The sequence below is a fragment of the uncultured Thiohalocapsa sp. genome (assembly GCF_913062725.1).
Lineage (GTDB): Bacteria > Pseudomonadota > Gammaproteobacteria > Chromatiales > Chromatiaceae > Thiohalocapsa.
Window position 1 is genome coordinate 42,481 of record NZ_CAJXWY010000023.1, and the last position, 18,863, is coordinate 61,343.

At 69.8% G+C, this 18,863-nt stretch carries 18 protein-coding genes; 7 read left to right on the forward strand and 11 right to left on the reverse strand.

Translation table 11 applies throughout. From position 1 onward, the window contains the following. Nucleotides 1-293 precede the first annotated feature (293 nt). The gene (locus QZ588_RS08390) at nt 294-725 is read left to right on the forward strand and encodes a PepSY domain-containing protein (protein ID WP_295541680.1); all 432 of its coding nucleotides are present in this window, start codon (nt 294-296) and stop codon (nt 723-725) included. Nucleotides 726-813: 88 nt separating this feature from the next. Here QZ588_RS08390 and QZ588_RS08395 read toward each other — a convergent pair whose 3' ends face one another. The 10 genes from QZ588_RS08395 to QZ588_RS08440 form a co-directional block, all read right to left on the reverse strand. Beyond that, nucleotides 814-1,179, reverse strand: coding sequence for a hypothetical protein (locus tag QZ588_RS08395; protein ID WP_295541682.1), 366 nt, complete (start codon nt 1,177-1,179; stop codon nt 814-816). Continuing rightward, nucleotides 1,172-1,450 carry a hypothetical protein gene (locus QZ588_RS08400; RefSeq protein WP_295541683.1) on the reverse strand — a complete coding sequence of 93 codons (279 nt, stop codon included), beginning with the start codon at nt 1,448-1,450 and terminating at the stop codon, nt 1,172-1,174. Before QZ588_RS08400 ends, QZ588_RS08395 begins: the two co-directional genes overlap by 8 nt. Beyond that, nucleotides 1,447-2,796 carry a metalloprotease PmbA gene (gene pmbA / locus QZ588_RS08405; protein WP_295541684.1) on the reverse strand — a complete coding sequence of 450 codons (1,350 nt, stop codon included), beginning with the start codon at nt 2,794-2,796 and terminating at the stop codon, nt 1,447-1,449. Before pmbA ends, QZ588_RS08400 begins: the two co-directional genes overlap by 4 nt. Before the next feature lie 108 nt (nt 2,797-2,904). Continuing rightward, complete coding sequence (gene tldD / locus QZ588_RS08410; protein WP_295541685.1) at nt 2,905-4,347, reverse strand: metalloprotease TldD; 1,443 nt, start codon at nt 4,345-4,347, stop codon at nt 2,905-2,907. 165 nt (nt 4,348-4,512) lie between these two features. After that, nucleotides 4,513-5,340 (reverse strand): carbon-nitrogen hydrolase family protein, encoded by an 828-nt coding sequence (locus tag QZ588_RS08415; protein ID WP_295541687.1) that lies wholly within the window; start codon nt 5,338-5,340, stop codon nt 4,513-4,515. 184 nt (nt 5,341-5,524) lie between these two features. Further along, nucleotides 5,525-9,670 carry a YhdP family protein gene (locus QZ588_RS08420; protein WP_295541688.1) on the reverse strand — a complete coding sequence of 1,382 codons (4,146 nt, stop codon included), beginning with the start codon at nt 9,668-9,670 and terminating at the stop codon, nt 5,525-5,527. Between the two features lie 74 nt (nt 9,671-9,744). Continuing rightward, nucleotides 9,745-11,199, reverse strand: a complete 1,455-nt coding sequence (gene rng, locus QZ588_RS08425; protein WP_295541690.1) for a ribonuclease G — start codon at nt 11,197-11,199, stop codon at nt 9,745-9,747. Nucleotides 11,200-11,287: 88 nt separating this feature from the next. Beyond that, complete coding sequence (locus QZ588_RS08430; protein ID WP_295541692.1) at nt 11,288-11,911, reverse strand: nucleoside triphosphate pyrophosphatase; 624 nt, start codon at nt 11,909-11,911, stop codon at nt 11,288-11,290. A gap of 7 nt (nt 11,912-11,918) precedes the next feature. Next, a complete protein-coding gene (gene rlmH / locus QZ588_RS08435; RefSeq protein WP_295541710.1) occupies nt 11,919-12,416 on the reverse strand; it encodes a 23S rRNA (pseudouridine(1915)-N(3))-methyltransferase RlmH in 498 nt (165 codons plus the stop codon). Nucleotides 12,417-12,429: 13 nt separating this feature from the next. Beyond that, nucleotides 12,430-13,191, reverse strand: coding sequence for a hypothetical protein (locus tag QZ588_RS08440; RefSeq protein ID WP_295541694.1), 762 nt, complete (start codon nt 13,189-13,191; stop codon nt 12,430-12,432). Here QZ588_RS08440 and QZ588_RS08445 point away from each other — a divergent pair. The 3 genes from QZ588_RS08445 (at nt 13,190) to QZ588_RS08455 (ending at nt 15,623) form a co-directional block, all read left to right on the forward strand. Continuing rightward, entirely contained in the window at nt 13,190-13,732 is a 543-nt protein-coding gene (locus QZ588_RS08445) for a TIGR02281 family clan AA aspartic protease (protein ID WP_295541696.1), read from the forward strand. The two genes, QZ588_RS08440 and QZ588_RS08445, sit on opposite strands and share 2 nt — an antisense overlap. 96 nt (nt 13,733-13,828) lie before the next feature. After that, nucleotides 13,829-14,569, forward strand: a complete 741-nt coding sequence (locus QZ588_RS08450; protein ID WP_295541698.1) for a TIGR02206 family membrane protein — start codon at nt 13,829-13,831, stop codon at nt 14,567-14,569. 61 nt (nt 14,570-14,630) lie between these two features. Next, on the forward strand, nt 14,631-15,623 hold the full coding sequence (locus QZ588_RS08455; protein ID WP_295541700.1) for a PfkB family carbohydrate kinase: 993 nt from the start codon (nt 14,631-14,633) through the stop codon (nt 15,621-15,623). A gap of 151 nt (nt 15,624-15,774) precedes the next feature. Here QZ588_RS08455 and QZ588_RS08460 read toward each other — a convergent pair whose 3' ends face one another. Continuing rightward, nucleotides 15,775-16,362 (reverse strand): methyltransferase, encoded by a 588-nt coding sequence (locus tag QZ588_RS08460; protein ID WP_295541702.1) that lies wholly within the window; start codon nt 16,360-16,362, stop codon nt 15,775-15,777. 124 nt (nt 16,363-16,486) lie between these two features. Between QZ588_RS08460 and QZ588_RS08465 the strand changes: the two genes are divergently transcribed. The 3 genes from QZ588_RS08465 to hypD all read left to right on the forward strand — a co-directional run. Then, a complete protein-coding gene (locus tag QZ588_RS08465) occupies nt 16,487-17,776 on the forward strand; it encodes a hypothetical protein (RefSeq protein WP_295541703.1) in 1,290 nt (429 codons plus the stop codon). Between the two features lie 57 nt (nt 17,777-17,833). Further along, on the forward strand, nt 17,834-18,103 hold the full coding sequence (locus QZ588_RS08470) for a HypC/HybG/HupF family hydrogenase formation chaperone (protein WP_295541705.1): 270 nt from the start codon (nt 17,834-17,836) through the stop codon (nt 18,101-18,103). A 35-nt stretch (nt 18,104-18,138) separates the two neighbouring features. Continuing rightward, nucleotides 18,139-18,863, forward strand: a 725-nt coding sequence (gene hypD / locus QZ588_RS08475) for a hydrogenase formation protein HypD (protein WP_295541711.1), incomplete at its 3' end; no start/stop codon positions are given.

Sequence of the window (18,863 nt, forward strand, 5' to 3'; positions counted from 1 at the left end):
CACGTTCAGCGCGCACAAATGCGCGGCGTTATCGTCGCGCGGTCACTGCCGTCTGTGAAGACGACCGTTCGAGATTATCGAAGCAAGCTTCGCTTGAATGTGTGTGAGGCCGTCGCCCCGCATCCCAACTCTCCCGTCGACGGCGGCAGATGCCATGACCGGTTCAGCCGCCAGACACTTCCGATAATTCGAATTCGTTGTCTTGGAGACTGCACGACATGACCAATCCCATGCTTCCCGTTGCGCTGGCCACCACCCTGCTCGCTTCAGGGCTCGCCAACGCCTCTACTCCCATGACCTTCATCGAGGCGATCACGGCTGCTGAAAGCCAGTTCGGCGGCGAGGCGTTCGACGCCGAGCGTTATACACAAGGCGGGCGAGATTACTTCGAGATCGATGTCCTGAGCAGTCGCGAAATCTACGAGGCCGAATTTGATGCCCAAACGGGTCGGCTCATCGACTGGGACAGCTATAACCGGCCCCGCCGGGCGCGTTACATCGCCGCCGCGCTGAAGCGGGCGCGCCTGCCACTCATGGAAGCGATCTTTACGGCCCTGGAAGCCAAGGGTCCCGGTGCGACCGCAATCGATGCGGACATTCTGCTCAGCCGGGATCGGCGGCGCAACGGTCGGCGCTACGAGGTGGATGTGCGCACCGATGACGGGGTCTTCGAGGTCGTCATCAATGCGCTGAATGGCCGCATCGTTCGCATCAGCCGCGATTGACCGGGTTGTCCCGGCATCGGCCGGGCGGTGGTCGTACCGCTCCGCCCGGTCGAATCAGCCGCTTGATAGGGCGGCCGGCGCCTGAGGCTCAAGGCAGGACGGGCAGGTAGACGAAGGCCCGGGGCACGCCGGCGCCAACGATCTCGATGGCTTGGGGCTCGTAGTAGTTGCCGAGATCCACGGTCTTCCCGGCGGGGTAGGTGCCGAGGGTGATTTCGTTGCCGGTAACCCGATACTCGCCGTCGCCCGGCGGCATCTGCAGCAGGATGCGACAGGGGGCGATGGCACACTGGCCGGTGTCGCCAGGCTTGACGGTGACGGTGATGGCGCCGGAGGGGTTGCGTTCCAGGCTGGTACAGCCAGCCACGACATTGCCACCCAGGATCAGCACGGCGACTAAACCGAAGACCCGGTGGGTCGCCTGGCGTGGGCCGGAGCGCTGTGCATCAAACACCGCGGATGGCCCGGTCCATGCGGGCCTTGGCCTGCTGCCAGGCGTCATCAGCAACGGTTTCGTCCGCCACCAATTCCATCAGGCCATAGGCGAGCCGGCGCGCTTCGGCGTCCATGTCCCGCAGCTTGATGAGCTTGAACAGGCAACCGGCGCGCTCGTATTCCAGGGTGCTGGCGAGTGCGTAGAGGGTGAGTGCATTCGCAGACTCCGGCGCCTGCTCGATGAGATCGACGCTGCGCATCAGCGCCTCACGGCCGTCGAGCATGATCATTCCCCCGCCACCGTCATGCGCTCGATGAGCCAGGAGCCCGTGGTCATGCTGCTGGCGAAATCGTAATCGTTGCCGACGGCCACCAGACCCCGGAACATGTCGGCGAGGTTGCCGGCGATGGTGATCTCTTCAACCGGGTACTGAATCTCACCATTTTCTACCCAGAAGCCGGCGGCGCCGCGGGAGTAGTCGCCGGTGATCATCTTCACGCCCTGGCCCATCAGGGAGGTAACCAACAGGCCGCGGTCCAGGCGGCGGAGCATGGCGTCACGGTCGTCGCTGCCCAGCCCGATGCTGAGATTACGCGCGCCGCCGGCATTGCCGGTGGTGGTCAGGCCCATGCGACAGGCGGAATAATGATCCAGCAGCCAGCTTTGCAGCACGCCGTCGGTCACCAGATCTTTGGCGACCGTCGCCACGCCGTCGCCGTCGAACGGTGCGCTGCCGAGTCCGCGCAGTCGATGCGGCTGCTCATAGATACGCACGAAGTCGGGGAAGATCTGCGCACCAAGCTTGTCCAGCAGGAAGCTCGTACGGCGGTACAGGTTGCCGCCACTGATGGCCCCGGCGAAGCTGCGCAGCAGGCCCATGGCGACGTCGGCGCGGAAGAGTACCGGCACCTCGCAGGTCCCCAGGCGGCGGGCATTGAGCCGCGCGACCGTGCGCTCGGCGGCGCGGCGACCGACGCTTTCGGCGGATTCCAGATCTTCGGGGGCGCGCGCGGTGGTCCACCAGAAGTCCCGCTGCATGGAATCGCCGTCTTTGCCCACCACGGCGCAGCTCAGCTCGTGCCGGCTGCTGGGGTAGCCGCCGACGAAGCCGTGGCTGTTGCCGTACACTGAGAGCGCGGTGGTGGTGCCGAAGCTCGCGCCCTCGGAGTTGACGATGCGCGGATCGGCGGCGCGGGCCGCGTCCTCGCAGGTGATGGCCAGCGCAACCGCTGCGTCGACCGGAATGTCCCAGGGATGGCTGAGGTCGAGGTCCGGGACATCCGTGGCCATGAGCTCGGCGGGGGCGAGGCCCGCGCAGCGGTCTTCCTGGGTGTGGCTGGCGATGCTGCAGGCCTGGCGCACCGCATCGCGCACGGCGTCGGGGCTCAGGTCCGAGGTGCTCGCCGAGCCCTTGCGATGGCCGAAGTAGACGCTGATGCCAAGACCATGGTCCCGGGTGTGCTCGACGGTCTCCACCTCGCCCAGGCGCACGGCGATCTCGAGACCCGTGGTGTTGCTGACCACCGCCTCGGCGGCCGAGGCGCCGTGGCGCTTGGCTTCCTGCAGCAGGTCTTCGATGGTCTGTTCGAGGGTGGCGAGTCGCTCGGCGGTGTCGGCCGTGGCCAGGTTGGGCATGGTTCTGGATCCGCGTTTCGCGTGGAAGATCGATGGGTGAGGGTGACGAGCGCCGTCTGTCGGGCCGAACGACCGAAGCGTCGGTGGCAGCCGACGCCAGCGCGGGGCTCAGCCGGCGGTGCCGCCGACGGTGAGTCCGTCGACCCGCAGCGTCGGCTGGCCGACGCCCACGGGCACGCTCTGGCCGTCCTTACCGCAGGTGCCGACGCCGTCGTCGAGCTTGAGGTCGTTGCCGATCATGCTCACCCGGGTCAGCACGTCGGGGCCGTTGCCCACCAAAGTGGCGCCCTTCACCGGCCGGCCCAGCTTGCCGTTTTCGATCAGGTAGGCCTCGCTGGCGGAGAAGGTGAATTTGCCCGAGGTGATATCCACCTGGCCGCCGCCGAAGTTGACCGCATACAGGCCCTTGTCCACCGACGCGATAATCTCGGCCGGGTCCTTGTCGCCGGGCAGCATGTAGGTGTTGGTCATGCGCGGCATGGGCAGATGCGCGTAGGATTCGCGCCGGCCGTTGCCGGTGGCCGCCATGCCCATGAGCCGGGCGTTCAGGCGGTCCTGCATGTAGCCGGCGAGCATGCCGTCCTCGATGAGGGTGGTGCAGCTGGTGGGCGTGCCCTCATCGTCCACGCTCAGGGAGCCGCGGCGCTCCGGCAGGGTGCCGTCGTCCACCACGGTGACCCCCGGGGCTGCCACGCGCTCGCCCATCCGCCCGGCGAAAGCGGAAGTGCCCTTGCGGTTGAAGTCGCCTTCCAGGCCGTGGCCCACCGCCTCGTGCAGCAGCACGCCGGGCCAGCCGGCGCCGAGCACCACGGTCATGGTGCCGGCGGGGGCCGGACCGGCCTCCAGGCTCACCAGGGCTTGGCGCACCGCCTCGCGGGCGAAATCGAGCGCGCGGTCGTCCTCCAGGAAGTAGCTCAGGTCTCGGCGCGCGCCGCCGCCGCTGCTGGCCTGCTCGCGGCGGCCGTCGTCCTCGACGACGACGCTGACGCTGAGGCGAATCAGCGGGCGCACGTCGGCACTCATCCGGCCGTCATCGCCGATCACCAGGATGGTGTCCTGGACCGCCACCAGGCTGGCCACCACCTGCGTGACCCGCGGGTCGGCGCGACGTGCCTCGGTATCCACCCGGTGCAACAGCGCCACCTTGTCGGCGTCGACCAGGCTGTCGATGGGGTTCAGGGGCTGGTAGAGGCGGGCCGCCGCGGGCGAGGTGGCGGTGCGCACGCTGCCCTCACCGCCGCCGCCGGCGATGGCGCGGGCGGCCTCTGCCGCCTGGGCGAGCGCCGGGAATTGCAGCTCATCGGAATAAGCGAAGCCGGTTTTCTCGCCGGCGATGGCTCGCAGCCCCGCGCCCTGCTCGATGTTGAAGTTGCCGTCGCGGATGATGCCGTCTTCCAACACCCAGGACTGCAGGCGGCTGGACTGGAAGTAAATGTCGGCGGCGTCGATGGCGGGGCTGTGCAGGGCGCCCACCAGGCGCTCCAAGTGGCCGTCGTCGAGGCCGACGGGCGCCAGGATCTGGCGACGGGCGATGGCTAGGGTGTCGGACATGGAGGTGCGGGTCTCGAGCAGCGAGTTGCGAGGAGTGGGGGGCGACGGATAGCCGCCGCGATGAACAAAGAATTGGGATCGACGCGGCTTTCGACAACGGTCCTCACAAACTACCGAGCGTCACACGCCCGGCCGCAGGCCTTGCCACTCAACGCTAGAAGCCCTTCACTTGCATTTCAGTCGCCGATGCTCGAGCGCCGGAAACGTCCGCCGCACCGAGCCCTGAAAGCCGCGGTCGATGGCGGCACAGATGCAGCCGGTACCACGGGGTAGCTGTGCCAGGATGCTGCCCCAGGGGTCGACGATCATGCTGTGGCCGTGGGTCTCGCGGCCGCTCAGGTGATAGCCGCCCTGGGCGGAGGCTACGACATAGGCCAGGTTCTCGATGGCACGCGCACGCACCAGCGTCTCCCAGTGGGCCTTGCCGGTGACGGCGGTGAAGGCGGCGGGCACGGCCAGGATCTCGACACCGCTGTCCAGCATGTGGCGCACCAGCTCAGGGAAGCGCAGGTCGTAGCAGACGACGATGCCGAGGCGGCCGAAGGGGGAGTCCACCACCACCGGGCTGCTCCCCGGCTCGATGGTGGCGGATTCTTCATAGTGCTCGTCCGCCCCCGGCAGATTCACGTCGAACAGATGCATCTTGTCATAACGGGCGACGCGCACGCCCTGATCGTTATAAACCAAGGAAGCCGCACGCAGGCGCGCCGGCGTCTGCGTGCGCAGCGCGATGGTGCCGCCCACCAGCCAGAGGCCGAAGCGCGCGCTGATCTCCGCCAGGAAGCGCTGCAGGGGCCCGTCTCCGTCGTCCTCCAGAATAGACAGGCTGTCATCGTCGCGCTGGCCCATAAAAGCGAAGTTTTCGGGCAGCACCACGAGCCCGGCGCCGGCCTCCGCCGCACTGCGGATCAGTCGCTCTGCTTCCAGCAGGTTGGCATTCAAATTGGGGCCGGTGGCCATTTGAATGGCGGCGACACGGGGCTTTGCACGCATCAGGCTTGGCTCCCAAAGCGTCCACCGGGGCGATGGCAGCCCCGTGACGCGCCTGTGACGGTTGGATCGAGCGCCAAAGATAGCACCACACGGCGGTGACCGCCCTCAGGGCGATACCCCGGCCGGCCAGCCCCGTCGACCCATGCGCTGGTGGCGCCGGCACGGATGGTGGCCCGCGTCGCACTCAGTCCTGATCCAGGAATGGGCTCACCGCTGGCGCCGGCGACCCGCTCTGGGCTCCGTCATCGTCGCCCTGGCCCGTCGCCGCCTCTGGTAGCAGCAGGTCGGGCACGGAGCGCACGCCGTGACTGCCGGCGACACGTTGGATGTCGGGCTCGGCCCACGGACCGGTGACCTGGTATTCGTAGCTCGCGATCTGGCTCACGGCGTTACCGGCGACCTGGTCGGCGAGCAGCACCGCCGCCCCCACCAGCGGTCCGCCCGCGACGGCCCCGGCGATGGCCACACCGGCGCCGATCTCGGGCGTCACCCGCACCCGTTGGTCGAAGGTCTGTGCCACCAAATCCGTACTGCCACGGACCCGAATGTCTGCCGTGGAGGAGAGAATATCGAGCTGGCCGATGCGGGCCTTGCCGCCGCCGATGGCCAATGTTCCCTGGATGCGGTCGAAGGTAAAGCCCGTGTTCAGCACGTCGCTGAAATCCAGGCTGAGCCGCCGCTCCAGGGCGCCGAGATTGAGCACGCCCAGCATGCGCCCGACACCGGGCTCCACGTCCAGCAGCCGACCTGCATCCACATCGAGCGCCAGACTGCCGCGGGCCCGTCGCAGGCGAAAGTTGCCGGGTCCCCCGGGCCAGCCGAGCGCGAGCGCCGCCTGTGAGGGCGCGTCGGCGATGGCGCTGTAATAGCCGGCGTGGCGCAGCAATTCGCCCAGATCCGGGGTGCGCAGATCCACCGCGACGGCGGTCTCGGTATAGCCGGTGGCATCGCGGGTCCAGCGGCCGCTACCGGTGGCCGTCACCAGCGGGCCTGTCAGTGACAACTCTGTGGCCTCGAGCCCGTCGCGCGTGCGCGCCAGCTCAACCCGCAGTCGCCCCAGTGCATCATCGCCCCGGCGCAGCGACGCCACCTGTAAGGATAGCGGCGGCACTTGGCGTGGGTCCGGCCCGGCCGTGACCGTGTCGGGCTCGGTCTCCCGTGGCGCGAGCAAGGGGCTGATATCCAGGGTCTCCAGGCGCACGCTCACCGGGGCGTCGTCCGCGCCCGGCAGGCGTATGCCGGCGCTGTTGCCATCGGCTTCGAGGTCGGCGCGCCAGCCGCCGTCGGCGTCCATTCGCAGCGCGGCGCGAACGTTCTCGAATCGCAATGGACCGAGGCGCAGGGATCGCGCAGACAGGCGCGCCGGGAGCAGCGGCGGCAGCGCTGCGGGGGGCTCGTCGGCTTGCAGCAGCGAGGGGTGGGCGTGGCCCCATTGCAGCCAGTCGCCGAGCGTGACGTCCCCGAGTTGGCCGCGCAGCTCGATGCCGGTGTCTTTCGGCAATGCGGCGGGCATCCGACTCAGGTCCACGGCGGCGCGATCGAGCGTCAGGCCAGTCTGAGCGCGCGTGAGCCTCAGGCGTGCGCCCGCCTCCCCCAGCCGCGCCGAGAGTGCCAGTGGACGCTCCGGCGCCAGGCGCGCGTCGAGTTGCAGCAGGCGCTCGCCGGCGGCGTCCTTACCAAAGGGTGCCGGCAAGTCCAGCGCGACGCCGCGCAGGTCCGATCGCAGCGTCAGGTCGAGGGGCGGGTCGCCGGCGGCGGCGTCCGCGGTGTCGATGCTCGCTTGCAGCCGCCAGTCTGCGCTGCCTTCGGCGAGCGTCCACCAGGGGCTCGGTAAGACTGCGGCGAGCTGCGCGATGGCGGTGTTGCCGCGGGCGATGATGTCCGTGCGCCCGGATTCGGTGCCGGCGCCCGGCTGCTGGGTTTCGATGTCTACGCGCAGCGGCTGTTGGCCGAGACGGGCGGCGATGGCCTCGGCGTGCAGCCCGGTGGTATCGAAGCGCAGGCTGCCCTGCATGTCCGCCAGGCGCAGGTCATGCGCGCGCAGGGCAACCGCGGCAGCCTCGAGGAATTGCAGCCGTCCCGCGTAACCGAAGTCGAGCCCGCGGCGCAGGGGCACGTCGAGGGCCAGCCGCAGCCGGCCGCGGCCCTCCACCGACAGGGCTTGGGGAATGCCGCCGAGCGTGTTGGACAGTGGCGTGTCGGCGAGCACCGCAAAGCCGTCCGTCAGCGGGCCGGTGCCTTCGGCCTCGAGACGCAGGTGTTCGGGGCGCCAGAGGTTCGGCAGGCGGGCGCTCCCGGCGGTGATTTCGGTGCTCAGGATGCGGGCGCTGGCCAGTTCGATGTCGAGGCGGCGGCGATCGAAATAGAGCGTCACATCCATGTCCTCCAGGCGCGGCCAGGCGGTTCGGCCCGCAGCGGCCGGTCCCCGTGCATCGGCGGCGGACAGACCGGGCGCTTGCGGGGCGCGGCGCGGCGGCTGGTAGTCGAGCACACCATCGCGCACCCGCAGCACCAGCTGGAAGCTGCCGTTGTGGGCGTCGAAGGGGAAATCCGCCAGCGGACCACGCAGGAGCAGATCGCCGGAGACGAGCTCGCCGGCGACGATGGCCCGCGCCAGCCAGGCCTCCAGCCGATCGTCCATCTTCGATGCTGGCAGGTAGCGGGGCACGGCGTCCGCATCGCCGCCGCGGAGGTGGGTGTGCAGATCGATGACCGGCCCGGCCTCGGGTGGGATGTGCAGGTCGAGCCGGCTCAGGGTTGCCACGTCCGGCGTGTCCGCGGCGAGGGCATTGGTGGTGATCCGCAGGCCCCCGGGCGTGCGCCACCATTGCAAGCGTCCCGCCAGCCGCGTCAGCGTCAGCGGGGCGATGAGATGCGGGCGCAGGTCCAAAGACGCGTTGCGGGCGCTCACATCCAAGGCGCCCCGATCGGGGGCGGCGGTGAAGCGTAGATCCAGGCCGGCCAGCGCCGGCATAGACTCGGTGGGTGCCGGGGCCGCCGCGTCGGGCATGGCCGTGGGACCGAGACCGAAGTTACTGATGCGCCCGTTCACCCGCCAATCCGCAATGCGCAGGCCGCCCGCCGCCGGCAGGTCGACGCGAAAGCGCAGGTCGTGCAGTCGGCCGGCGATCGGCTGGGTGAGCAGCGGCGCCGGCGGCTCCGCCTGAGCCGCCGGGGCGGCGAAGCGCGCGCCGGCCACGAGCTGCGCCAGTGGCAGACCGGCGATCCAGCCATGCACCGCCAAGCCATCGCCCGCCGCCGCGCGGTGACTGACGAGCCGCAGCGCGGACGCCTCCGCGCCGGGCAAGCCACCGAAGAGCGCGAGGCTGGGCACATCCAGCCGCCAGCCGCTGGCCTGCCGCTGCCAGCGCACCAACGCGCTGACATCGCCCAGCACGAGGCGCGTTGCCGGCGCTGCGGCGTCCGCCATGTCATCCTGCGGCCGTGGGGCTGCCGCCGCGTCGGACGATGGCCGCCGCAGCACCAGATCATCGATGCGCACGCGCGCGGTGGCGCGCGTAAGCCGGCCCCCGCGCAAATGGTTCCAACTGCTGAGCCGCAGCCCCCCGGCGCTAAGCCGCAAGCCCGCCGGCAGCCGTCCGCGCAGCATCTGCGCCGGATCGCCGCCGCGCCAATCGGCGTAGACGCGGCCGGACCACTGCGCCGGGCGGCCCGACGGCCCGCGCAGGTCCCCGAGCAGGGTCAGCCTGCCCCGGGGATCGCCGGGCGCCGACGCGCGCAGGCGCAGCCGATGGACGCCGCCTCGATTGAACAAATCCAGCCGGGCGACGTGGAACGCCAGCCTGGGCACCTCGCCGCCGTCGCCGGCGTCGGTCCAGCCGATCTCGCTGTCGGCGAGGCTGAAATGCCCCTGGCGCAGGAAAAAGGCGGCGGCGTCGCCATCGCCGGCGCCGAGCCGGTCGAGGCCGCGGACGGTAAGACGTCCGTCCGCGCTTCGATGGACATCCAGCTGCGCCCCGACCAGGGTGAGACCGTCGATGCGCGGCGCCGCCGCCAGGAGGGACGCGCGCAGGTTCAGGTCCACCCGCAGGGCATGCAGGGCGAGTAATGCCTCGCCGCTCTCGCGATCGCGCAGCACCGCCCCCTCGAGGCTCAACGTCGGTTGCAGCCCGCGCAGGTGCAGCCCCAGGGCCTGCACCGTCAGCTCGGCGCCCAGCGCCTCGCCCAGACGCTCGGCGAGCAGACCGCGCAGCCCGTCGGCATGGGGCAGCGCCAGGCGCACCACCAGCGTGAGGCATGCGAAGGCGATGATGGCTGCTGCGGCGAGGCCGATGAGGCGTCGCAGCAGGCTACGCAGCAGCCGGGACATGGCGTTGGCGTGGCTGTCGCGTCAGGGCCTGCCCGCGGGGCATGGACGCGCCGGGGTGGCGGCGCGCTGGCGCATCAGATGAGGACGACGTCGTATTGCTCCTGGGTATACAGGGCCTCCGCCTGCAGGCGGATGGGCTTGCCAATGAATTCTTCCAGCTCGGCGAGGTGTCCGGACTCCTCGTCCAGGAGTCGGTCTACCACCTCCTGGGAGGCGAGCACCAGCAGGGTTTCCACCTCGAACTGGCGGGATTCGCGCAGGATCTCGCGGAAGATCTCGTAGCAGGTGGTTTCGGCGGTCTTCATGGAGCCGCGGCCGCCGCAGCAGGGGCAGGGCTCGCAGAGCACATGCTCCAGGGATTCGCGGGTGCGCTTGCGCGTCATCTCCACCAGCCCCAGCGCCGAGACCTCGGTGATATGGGTCTTGGCGTGGTCCTTGGCGAGGCACTTCTCCAGGGCACGCAGCACCTGGCGCTTGTGCTCGTCATCGGTCATGTCGATGAAGTCGATGATGATGATGCCGCCGAGGTTACGCAGGCGCAGCTGACGGCAGATGGCCTGGGCCGCCTCCAGGTTGGTCTTGAAGATGGTCTCCTCGAGATTGCGATGGCCGACGAAGGCGCCGGTGTTGACGTCGATGGTGGTCATGGCCTCGGTCTGGTCGATGACCAGGTGCCCGCCGGATTTCAGCTGTACCTTGCGCTCCAGGGCCTTGCGGATCTCGTCCTCGACGCCGTAGAGATCGAACAGCGGCCGCTCGCCGGCGTAGTACTCGATGCGCTCGACGATCTCCGGGATGTACTTGACGGCGAAGGGCATGGCCTTGTCCACGGTGGCGCGGGAGTCGATGCGCACCCGCTCCACTTCCGGGGTCACCAGATCCCGCAGCGCCCGCAGCGCCAGCGGCAGATCGTCGTGGATGAGGCCCACGGCATCGCCCGTTTCGCAGCGCTCCTTGATGCCGCGCCAGAGCTTGGCCAGGAAGGCCATGTCCCGGCACAGGGATTCGTCGTCGACGGCCTCGGCGGCGGTGCGGGCGATGTAGCCGCCGGCGTCCTCGTGCTCATCGACGTATCGTTGCAGGATTTCGCGCAGGCGCCTGCGCTCGTCGTCGTCCTCGATCTTCTGCGATACCCCGGTGTTGCCGAGCCGCGGCATGAATACCAGGTAGCGTGAGGCGATGGAGATGTTGGTGGTGAGGCGAGCGCCCTTGGTGCCGATGGGGTCCTTGACCACCTGCACGACGATGCGATCGCCCTCGCGCACCAGGTCCATGATCTGCTCGCTGCGCGGCTCGCCATCCTTGCCGATGATGTCGGACGCGTGCAGGAAGGCCGCCCGTTCCAGGCCGACGTCCACGAAGGCCGCCTGCATGCCGGGCAGCACACGGCAGATACGGCCGCGATAGACATTACCCACCAGCCCGCAGCGCTCGGCGCGCTCGATGATGATCTCCTGCACCACGCCGTTTTCAACCACGGCGACGCGGGTCTCCGGCGGCGTGACGTTGATCAGGATCTCTTCACTCATGGTTGCAAAGGCGGGCGCGACGGTGCATGGGCTGCCTATTTCTACGACAGTCCCCGGGGGGCGATTGCTCGCGGACGGTATACATGTTTTAGCCGCCGGTGAGCACCGGCAGGCCCTCGGCCGCCAGTAGCTCAGCGGTCTCGAACAGGGGCAGTCCAACCACACCGGACCAGCTGCCCTCCAGGCGCTCGACGAAGACGGCACCGAGGCCCTGCAGGGCATAGCCGCCCGCCTTGTCCCGCGGCTCGCCGCTGGCCCAGTAGGCAGCGGCCTCGGCGGCGCTGATGGTGCGAAACCAGACCCGTGTGCTGGAAACCACCGTGCGCTCGGCGCTGCCGAGCAGGGCCACGCCGGTGAGCACCTGGTGCGCCCGGCCGGAGAGCAGCGCAAGCATCCCCGCCGCCTCGTCGGCATCGGCGGGCTTGCCGAGCATACGATCATCGCAGATCACGGCGGTGTCCGCCGCCAGCACTGCGCATGCCCCGGCGGCGCCTGTTGCCCGGACCGCCCGCGCTTTGGCCAGGGCGACGCGGCGCACGTAGTCAACGGGCGCCTCGCCGGGGAGGGGTGTCTCATCCAGGTCGGCGCTGCGCACCTCGGCGGTGAGTCCGATCTGCCCGAGCAGATGGCGCCGGCGGGGGGAGGCCGATGCCAGCACGAGCCGGGGAGCGGCATCGCGTGCGTCGGGTGGTGGGGGGTCGTTACGGATCATCGTCGAATCAGCCGCGGTGGTAGGGATGGCCCTGCAGCTGACTCCAGGCCCGGTAGAGCTGCTCGGCCAACACCACGCGCACCAGCGGATGCGGCAGCGTCAGCGGCGACAGGGACCAGCGCTGCTCGGCCCGCCCGAGGCAGGCCTCCGACAGGCCATTGGGCCCGCCCACCAGCAGCGCCAGATCCCGGCCGTCCGCGAGCCAGCCGGCCAGTTGCCCGGCGAGCTGCTCACTGCTCCAGCCGCGCCCGCGAACGTCCAGGGCGATGATCCGCGCCTGGGCGGGCACCGCGGCGAGCAGGCGCTCGCCTTCATCCCGCCGCAGGCGCGGCAGCTCGCCGTCGTCGACATGGCCCGTGCGGCTGCGGCCCTTGCCGGCGAGACCGCCGGGCACGGCCTTGAGTGCCAGGGCACAGGATTGGGGCAGCCGCCGGGCGTAGTCCTCGAAGCCCGCGTCCACCCAGGCGGGCATGCGCTGGCCGATACTGATGAGGTGGATGCGCACGCGTTCGCCGCCGTCATCCCGCATCGCGCGCCGCGAGCACATCGAGCAGGCGCTGGGCCTCGGCGCCGACGTCGGAGTCGGGCGCCAGGTCCCGTGCCTGGGTGAGCGCCCGCCGGGCGGTGGCCGGGTCGCCGGCCCGCAGCGCGACGAAGCCGAGGCTCAGGTGAATGCGCTGGGCTTGCGGCGCCGCCGCCGCGCCCGCCTCCAGGATCGCCAGTCCCGCCGTCGTATCACCGGCGTAGTGCAGCGCCAGGCCGAGATCGTTCTGCGCATCCACATCCGCCGGCGCGAGTGCCAGCAGTCGCTTGTATAAGGGCACCGCCGCGGCGAAGCGCTGGGCCTGGAACAGCCGGTCCGCCTCCCGCGCCAGCACCGCCGGGTCGTCGCTCGCCGCCGCTGCGGCGATGGCCCCATCGTCACCGGCGAGGGCTGCGCGCATCTGCTGGCCCAAACGCGCCATGTCCGGCTGCTTGGCCTGCGCCGCCGAGACCGCCCGCGGCGGGTGACGCAGATAATAGTCGCGGGTCACGGCGAATACCGTGAAACCGTAGAACAACAGGCCCGCCACGACGACGAGCCATTGCAGCGATGTCAGCTTTGGAAACATAAGCGCGAAAGACGTATGTTGCTCGGCGATGCCGATGGCGGTCGGCACGGCCGACGGGGCGATGATACGGCGCCCGGCGGCACCCGATGGCGCCTGGGCATGCTCGGAGCCAACGGCGAGTGTGTCAAGGATACTACTGCTGGCGGTCGCCCCCACTTCATTGCCCATGACCAATGATCTCCCTTCCGTCCGCGACATGCCCTCGCGCCTGGGCAAGGCGATGCTGGTCGCCGCCTGGGTCGTGGGGCTGGCGTTGTTGGTGCTCCTGTTCCAAACCTACCTGGACCGCCAGCACAATCCGAACCCCGACCCGACCATGCGCGTGGATGCGGCGGGCCTGCCCGTCGTGGTGCTGCAGCGCAATCGCATGGGGCATTACGTCACCAGCGGCAGCATCAATGGTGAACCTGTGACCTTCCTGTTGGATACGGGCGCGACGGCAGTGGCACTGCCCCTGGCGCTGGCCCGTGAACTGGGCTTGTCCCTGCTGCCGGGAGGGATGAGCAAGACCGCGAACGGCCTGGTCAGCACATGGCAGACCCGCCTCGACAGCGTCGATGTGGCGGGTCTCACGGCCCGCGGCGTTCGCGCCGTGGTGTTGCCCAACATGCCCGGCGAGGAGGTGCTCCTGGGCATGAATTACCTCAAGCGCTTCGAACTGATCCAGCGCGGCAACACCCTGACGTTGCGTGCGCAAGACCGATTCTGAACATGGGACCGACGTGGCCGCCGCGGTGTCCTCACGCCGCCGGCCCCCGCGGCTTGGACTAATGGCATACGCCGCGGCGTATCGAGGCCAAGTCCCTTGAGCCCGACGTTTGTGCTCTTCGGCGTCGCCCACCTGCTCACTTTGGCGCTGATCGCCGCAGTGGCGATACTGATGCCATTGGTGGTGCGGCGGTATGCGCCGGCGTTGCTGCGCCCGCTCGCACTGACGCTGGCAGGCCTGCTGCTTGCCCAGGAAATCGCGGATGTCATCCGACAGCTCGACCGCTTCGGCCCCTCTGTGGAGCTGTTGCCACTGCATCTGTGCACGCTCGCTGTCTTCGTCACCGCTGGGATGCTGGTGATGGCCAATCAGCGCTTGTTCGAGCTGGCCTATTTCTGGGCCTTGGCTGGCACCACCCAGGCACTGGCGACACCGGATCTGTATCAGAGCTTTCCGGACCCGGCCTATTTGTTCTTTTTCGCGGGGCACGGCCTCGTCATCGTCGGCGTCGCCTACGGGGCCCTGGCGCTCGGGCTGCGGCCCTACCCCATGTCCATCCTGCGCGTCGCGCTGACGACGCTGCTATTGGCGGTGGCCGCGCTCGGTGTGAATCTCTGGCTCGGGACGAATTTCCTGTATCTCATGGCCAAGCCGGCGGGTGCCTCACTGCTGGATTGGCTGGGTCCCTGGCCCTGGTACTGGCTTGGCTTGGCGGCGGTGGCCCTGGTGTCCATGCTGGTGCTCTACGTGCCTTACCTGGTGACGGACCTGCACGCCGGCCGCGGCCATGCGAGCCGCCGGGACCGCGGCGCCGACGGTGCGCTGCGGCGGCATTGATCCGCACGTCGCAACCCGCGTACCCTCCCGCCGATGATCGCCTGTCACTCCCCCCGGCACCATGCCCGCTGAGCGCGGCCGCGGCGGCGGCGTCCTCGGCGTCGGCATCGCAACCCTGGACATCATCAATCGGGTCGCCGCGTATCCTGCCGAGGATGCCGAGGTCCGTGCCTTGTCCCAGCGCAGGGCGCGCGGCGGCAATTGCGCCAACACCCTGGATGTGCTTGCGCAGCTCGGCCACCCCTGTGCCTGGGTGGGCGTGCTGGCGGCGGACCGGGGCGCAGATTTCATCGTCGACGATCTCACGCGCCGTGGCATCGCTCACCACCATGCCCGGCGCCTGGCCGGTGGTGCGACGCCGACCTCCTACATCGCACTGAGCCGCGCGAGCGGCAGCCGCACCATCGTCCACCATCGCGACCTGCCGGAGCTCGACGCCGCTGATTTTGCGCGGGTGCCCCTGGCGGACTGGGACTGGGCCCACTTCGAGGGCCGCAACCCGGTGGAGACGGCGCAGATGCTGCGGCGCGTGCGGCGCGAGCGCCCGGACCTGCCGATTTCAGTGGAGATCGAGAAGCCGCGCGATGGCATCGAGCGGTTGTTCGGCGAGGTGGATGTGCTGATCGTCGCCCGTGCCTATGCGCAGGCGGTGGCCGCCGATACCGCGGCCGGCCCGGCCGTCGATCCAGCGCGCTTCCTGCGTCGCATGACGATGGCCACCGGCGCCCGGCTTTGTCTGCTGCCCTGGGGGAGCGCCGGCGCCTATGCGCTGGCGGCCGGGGCCGCGGCGCCGGTGTTCGCGCCGGCGCAGGCACCGGCGGCACTGCGCGACAGCCTGGCGGCCGGCGATGTCTTCAATGCCGCGATCATCGACGCTTTGCTGGCCCGAGGCGGCGGTCGCAAGGGCCTCGACACTGCCGTCGATGATGCGGCGCTGGCGGCGCTGCTGGCGCGCGCCAACCGCCTCGCCGGCTGCAAGTGCGGCCGCGACGGTTTGGACGGGCTGGTCGCGGCGGCGAGGGCGGCGGGCTGGCCCGATGACGTCGGCGCCTGAAGCGGACATCCTGCCCCGGGTGAGCGCTCCGGGGCGAGCGCCGGTCGCCCCCGCTGCAGCGCTCGGCTGACGCCGTCGGCGCGACATCTGCGGGTCGGTGGCGGCGGACTGCTGGCCGTCGCCACAGCGGGATGTGCGGCCGCCGGGCAGGTCAGCGCAGCGCCAACGCCACCGTGTGGTGGGGGCCCTGCTTGAGCTTGTCGTAGCTGCCGAAGATGGACTGCATGTGCCGCTTCATGAACGCTCGCAGGCCGTTCACCGTGACCACGTACAGTCGCCCGCCGGGCCTGAGCCTGGCGTGGGCGTCGTGCAGCAGGATGTTGAGCAACTCGCGCCCCACCTGTGCCGGGATGTTACTCGCGATCAGGTCGAAGTGCCGGGTCGGGTCGATGTCGGCGAAGCCATTGCTGAGCTGGGCCTCGGCATGGGTGAGGGCGTTGAGGGCAAGATTGCGGCGGGCGAAGTCGACGGCCACGAAGTCCTTGTCCACCAGCAGCGTCCGCCCCCGGGGTGCCAACGCCGCCAGGGTGCAGCCGATGGCGCCGTAGCCGCAGCCGAGGTCGAGACAGTCGGCATCGGCGGCGACATCCATGTGGCGCAGCAACAGTGCCGTGCCGGCGTCGATCTCGCGCGGGGAAAAGAGGCCCCAGGTGGAGGCGAAGTGCAGTCGCCGACCCGCCAGCTCGGCATCGAAGCGAATGGGCGCGCGCAGGGCGGCGAGCTCGGTTTGTGAGAGCATGCAACTTGAGGGGCGTCAGTTGAAAACCTGCAGTTTACATGGCCATGGCGCCGACCCGCGTCATCTACACTCTAAAGTCTGATGCGCGAGCCACGCGCATCACCAGCAGTGCACCCGTAAGTCCGTGTCCGATCTCGCCGGCCAGCTCGACATCCAGCTACGACCCGACGCCAGAACCGTTGCACGCATCACCTCCAGTCGGCCACTCTCCGCCGCCGGGGTATTCGTAGGCAAGCCGGTGGCCAGGGTGGCAGGGCAGTTGCCGCTGCTCTTCAGCGTCTGCGGCACGGCCCAGGCCGTGGCCTGTGCGCAGGCTTGCGAGGCGGCGCTGGGGCTGGCGCCCGCGCCCTCGGCGCAGGCGGCCCGCATCCTGCTGCTGCGCGCGGAGACCGCCAAGGAACACCTCTGGCGGCTGCTGCTGGACTGGCCCGCGGCGCTGGCGCGGTTGGATGTGATACCCGAGGCGGTGCAGCTGGCCGCGCAGTCCGCGGAGCGAGAGGCGGCGATGGCCGCCGCCATGCGTGCCTTTCTACAACTGCGCGCGGCGCTCGGCACCGGTGGAGACCCCTTCCTGCCGGGCGCCGATCGCATCCGGCCCGCGGCGGATGCTGTGGAAAGCGCTCGCGCCATCCTGGCGGAAACCGCCACAGAACAGGTGCTCGGTGTCCCTGCCGCGCGGTGGCTCGCCGCGGTACTCACGCCCACAGACCTGCGGCATTGGGCGGCGCAGACCGCCACCCCGGCCGCGGCGCTGGTGCGTGCCCTGACCGCCGCGGGGCTCGCTGATGTTGGCCGCTGTGCAATCGACCGATTGTCCCCGGGGGTTGAGGGCAGCGGGCTGCTGCGACAGCTCGCGCCGATCCTGGCGGCGGCGGATGCCGACGATTTTGTCGCCGCCCCGCACCTGCAGGGCGTGCCCCGGGAGACCTCGCCCTTCGCTCGCGAGGTGGTCCGCGGCGAGTTGGTCTCGGCGCTCGCCGCCGCGCACGGCAACGGTCTGCTGCCGCGGCTCGCGGCGCTGTTGACGGAGCTGGCGCGGCAGACGGTCCAACTCGGTCTGGATGCCGAAGACACTGATGAGGAAGTCGCTGATGCGGCCATGATGGCCGCCGCCGCGCCTGACGCCGGCGTCGGCCTCGGCGCGGCGGCGGCGGCCCGCGGGCTTCTGGTGCACCGGGTGGCGATCGCCGGGAGCAACCGCACCGGCGGTGCACAGGTTCGCGGCTATCGCATCCTGGCGCCCACTGAATGGAATTTCCATCCGGCGGGCGTCGTCGCCGATGGCCTCGCCGACGTGGCGATGGCATGGGCCGAGCGGCGGGTGACGCCGACACCAGCGCAGCTCGAGGCCTTGGCGCGCCTGTATGTGACCGCCGTGGACCCCTGTGTGGATTATCGTTTATCGATATCCTGACGCAACGGATTACCGCCAATCGACGACCCTACACCCTAGTTCGTGCCGGAGGAGCCCATGTGCCTTGCCATACCCGCCCAGATCCTCGCGCTGGATGAGGGCACCGATCAGGCCGTCGTCTCCCTCGGCGGCGTCAAGAAGCCGATCTCCCTCGCCCTGGTGGAGGACGCCGCAGTCGGTGACTACGTGCTGGTGCACGTCGGCTATGCGCTCAACAAAGTGAGTCCGGAGGAGGCCGCACGCACCCTGGCACTGATCCAGGCTGCCGGCGCGCTGGATGCGGCGGCGGTCGACGGCGATGTGCCCACCGGGGAGGCGTCGCGATGAATGCCGCCTGCAGCCCGAGCCGCAACAAGCCCGCCATGAAATATATCGACGAGTTCCGCGACGGCGCCCTGGCCCGCCAGCTCGCGCGCACCATCGCCGCCGAAGCGGACCCGGCGCGCTCGTACCGGCTGATGGAGTTCTGCGGCGGCCACACCCACGCCATCTACCGCTACGGCGTGCAGGACCTCATGCCGGAGAATCTCAAGTTTGTGCACGGACCCGGCTGCCCGGTGTGCGTGCTGCCCATGGCCCGCATCGACCAGGCCATCGCCATGGCCGTGGCGCACGGCGTGACACTCTGCACCTACGGCGACCTCATGCGCGTGCCCGCCAGCGAGCGCCAAAGCCTGCTCAAGGCCAAGGCCGGCGGTGCGGATATCCGCATGATCTACTCCACCCAGGACGCGCTGGCCATCGCCCGCCAGCACCGCGAGCGGCAGGTGGTGCTCTTCGCCATCGGCTTCGAGACCACAACACCGCCGACGGCCGTGGCGCTAACGGCGGCGCGCGCCGAGGCGCTCGGCAATTTCTCGGTGTTCTGCAACCACGTGCTGACGCCGCCGGCCCTGCGCACCATCCTCGCCAGCGCCGGCCCCGACGGCGTGCAACTGGACGGCATCCTGGGTCCGTCGCACGTGAGCACCATCATCGGCAGCCGGCCCTATGAATGCGTGCCGGCCGAATTCGGCAAGCCCGTGGTCATCGCCGGCTTCGAGCCGCTGGACGTGATGCAGAGCACCCTGATGCTGGTGCGCCAGAT

Bases quoted from the DNA above. Each gene is read 5' to 3' on its own strand.
- QZ588_RS08390 (WP_295541680.1), top strand. From the start codon at position 294: ATGACCTTCATCGAGGCGATCACGGCTGCTGAAAGCCAGTTCGGCGGC.
- QZ588_RS08400 (WP_295541683.1), bottom strand. From the start codon at position 1,450: ATGATCATGCTCGACGGCCGTGAGGCGCTGATGCGCAGCGTCGATCTC.
- pmbA (WP_295541684.1), bottom strand. From the start codon at position 2,796: ATGCCCAACCTGGCCACGGCCGACACCGCCGAGCGACTCGCCACCCTC.
- tldD (WP_295541685.1), bottom strand. From the start codon at position 4,347: ATGTCCGACACCCTAGCCATCGCCCGTCGCCAGATCCTGGCGCCCGTC.
- QZ588_RS08415 (WP_295541687.1), bottom strand. From the start codon at position 5,340: ATGCGTGCAAAGCCCCGTGTCGCCGCCATTCAAATGGCCACCGGCCCC.
- QZ588_RS08420 (WP_295541688.1), bottom strand. From the start codon at position 9,670: ATGTCCCGGCTGCTGCGTAGCCTGCTGCGACGCCTCATCGGCCTCGCC.
- rng (WP_295541690.1), bottom strand. From the start codon at position 11,199: ATGAGTGAAGAGATCCTGATCAACGTCACGCCGCCGGAGACCCGCGTC.
- QZ588_RS08430 (WP_295541692.1), bottom strand. From the start codon at position 11,911: ATGATCCGTAACGACCCCCCACCACCCGACGCACGCGATGCCGCTCCC.
- QZ588_RS08445 (WP_295541696.1), top strand. From the start codon at position 13,190: ATGACCAATGATCTCCCTTCCGTCCGCGACATGCCCTCGCGCCTGGGC.
- QZ588_RS08440 (WP_295541694.1), bottom strand. From the start codon at position 13,191: ATGGGCAATGAAGTGGGGGCGACCGCCAGCAGTAGTATCCTTGACACA.
- QZ588_RS08455 (WP_295541700.1), top strand. From the start codon at position 14,631: ATGCCCGCTGAGCGCGGCCGCGGCGGCGGCGTCCTCGGCGTCGGCATC.
- QZ588_RS08460 (WP_295541702.1), bottom strand. From the start codon at position 16,362: ATGCTCTCACAAACCGAGCTCGCCGCCCTGCGCGCGCCCATTCGCTTC.
- QZ588_RS08470 (WP_295541705.1), top strand. From the start codon at position 17,834: ATGTGCCTTGCCATACCCGCCCAGATCCTCGCGCTGGATGAGGGCACC.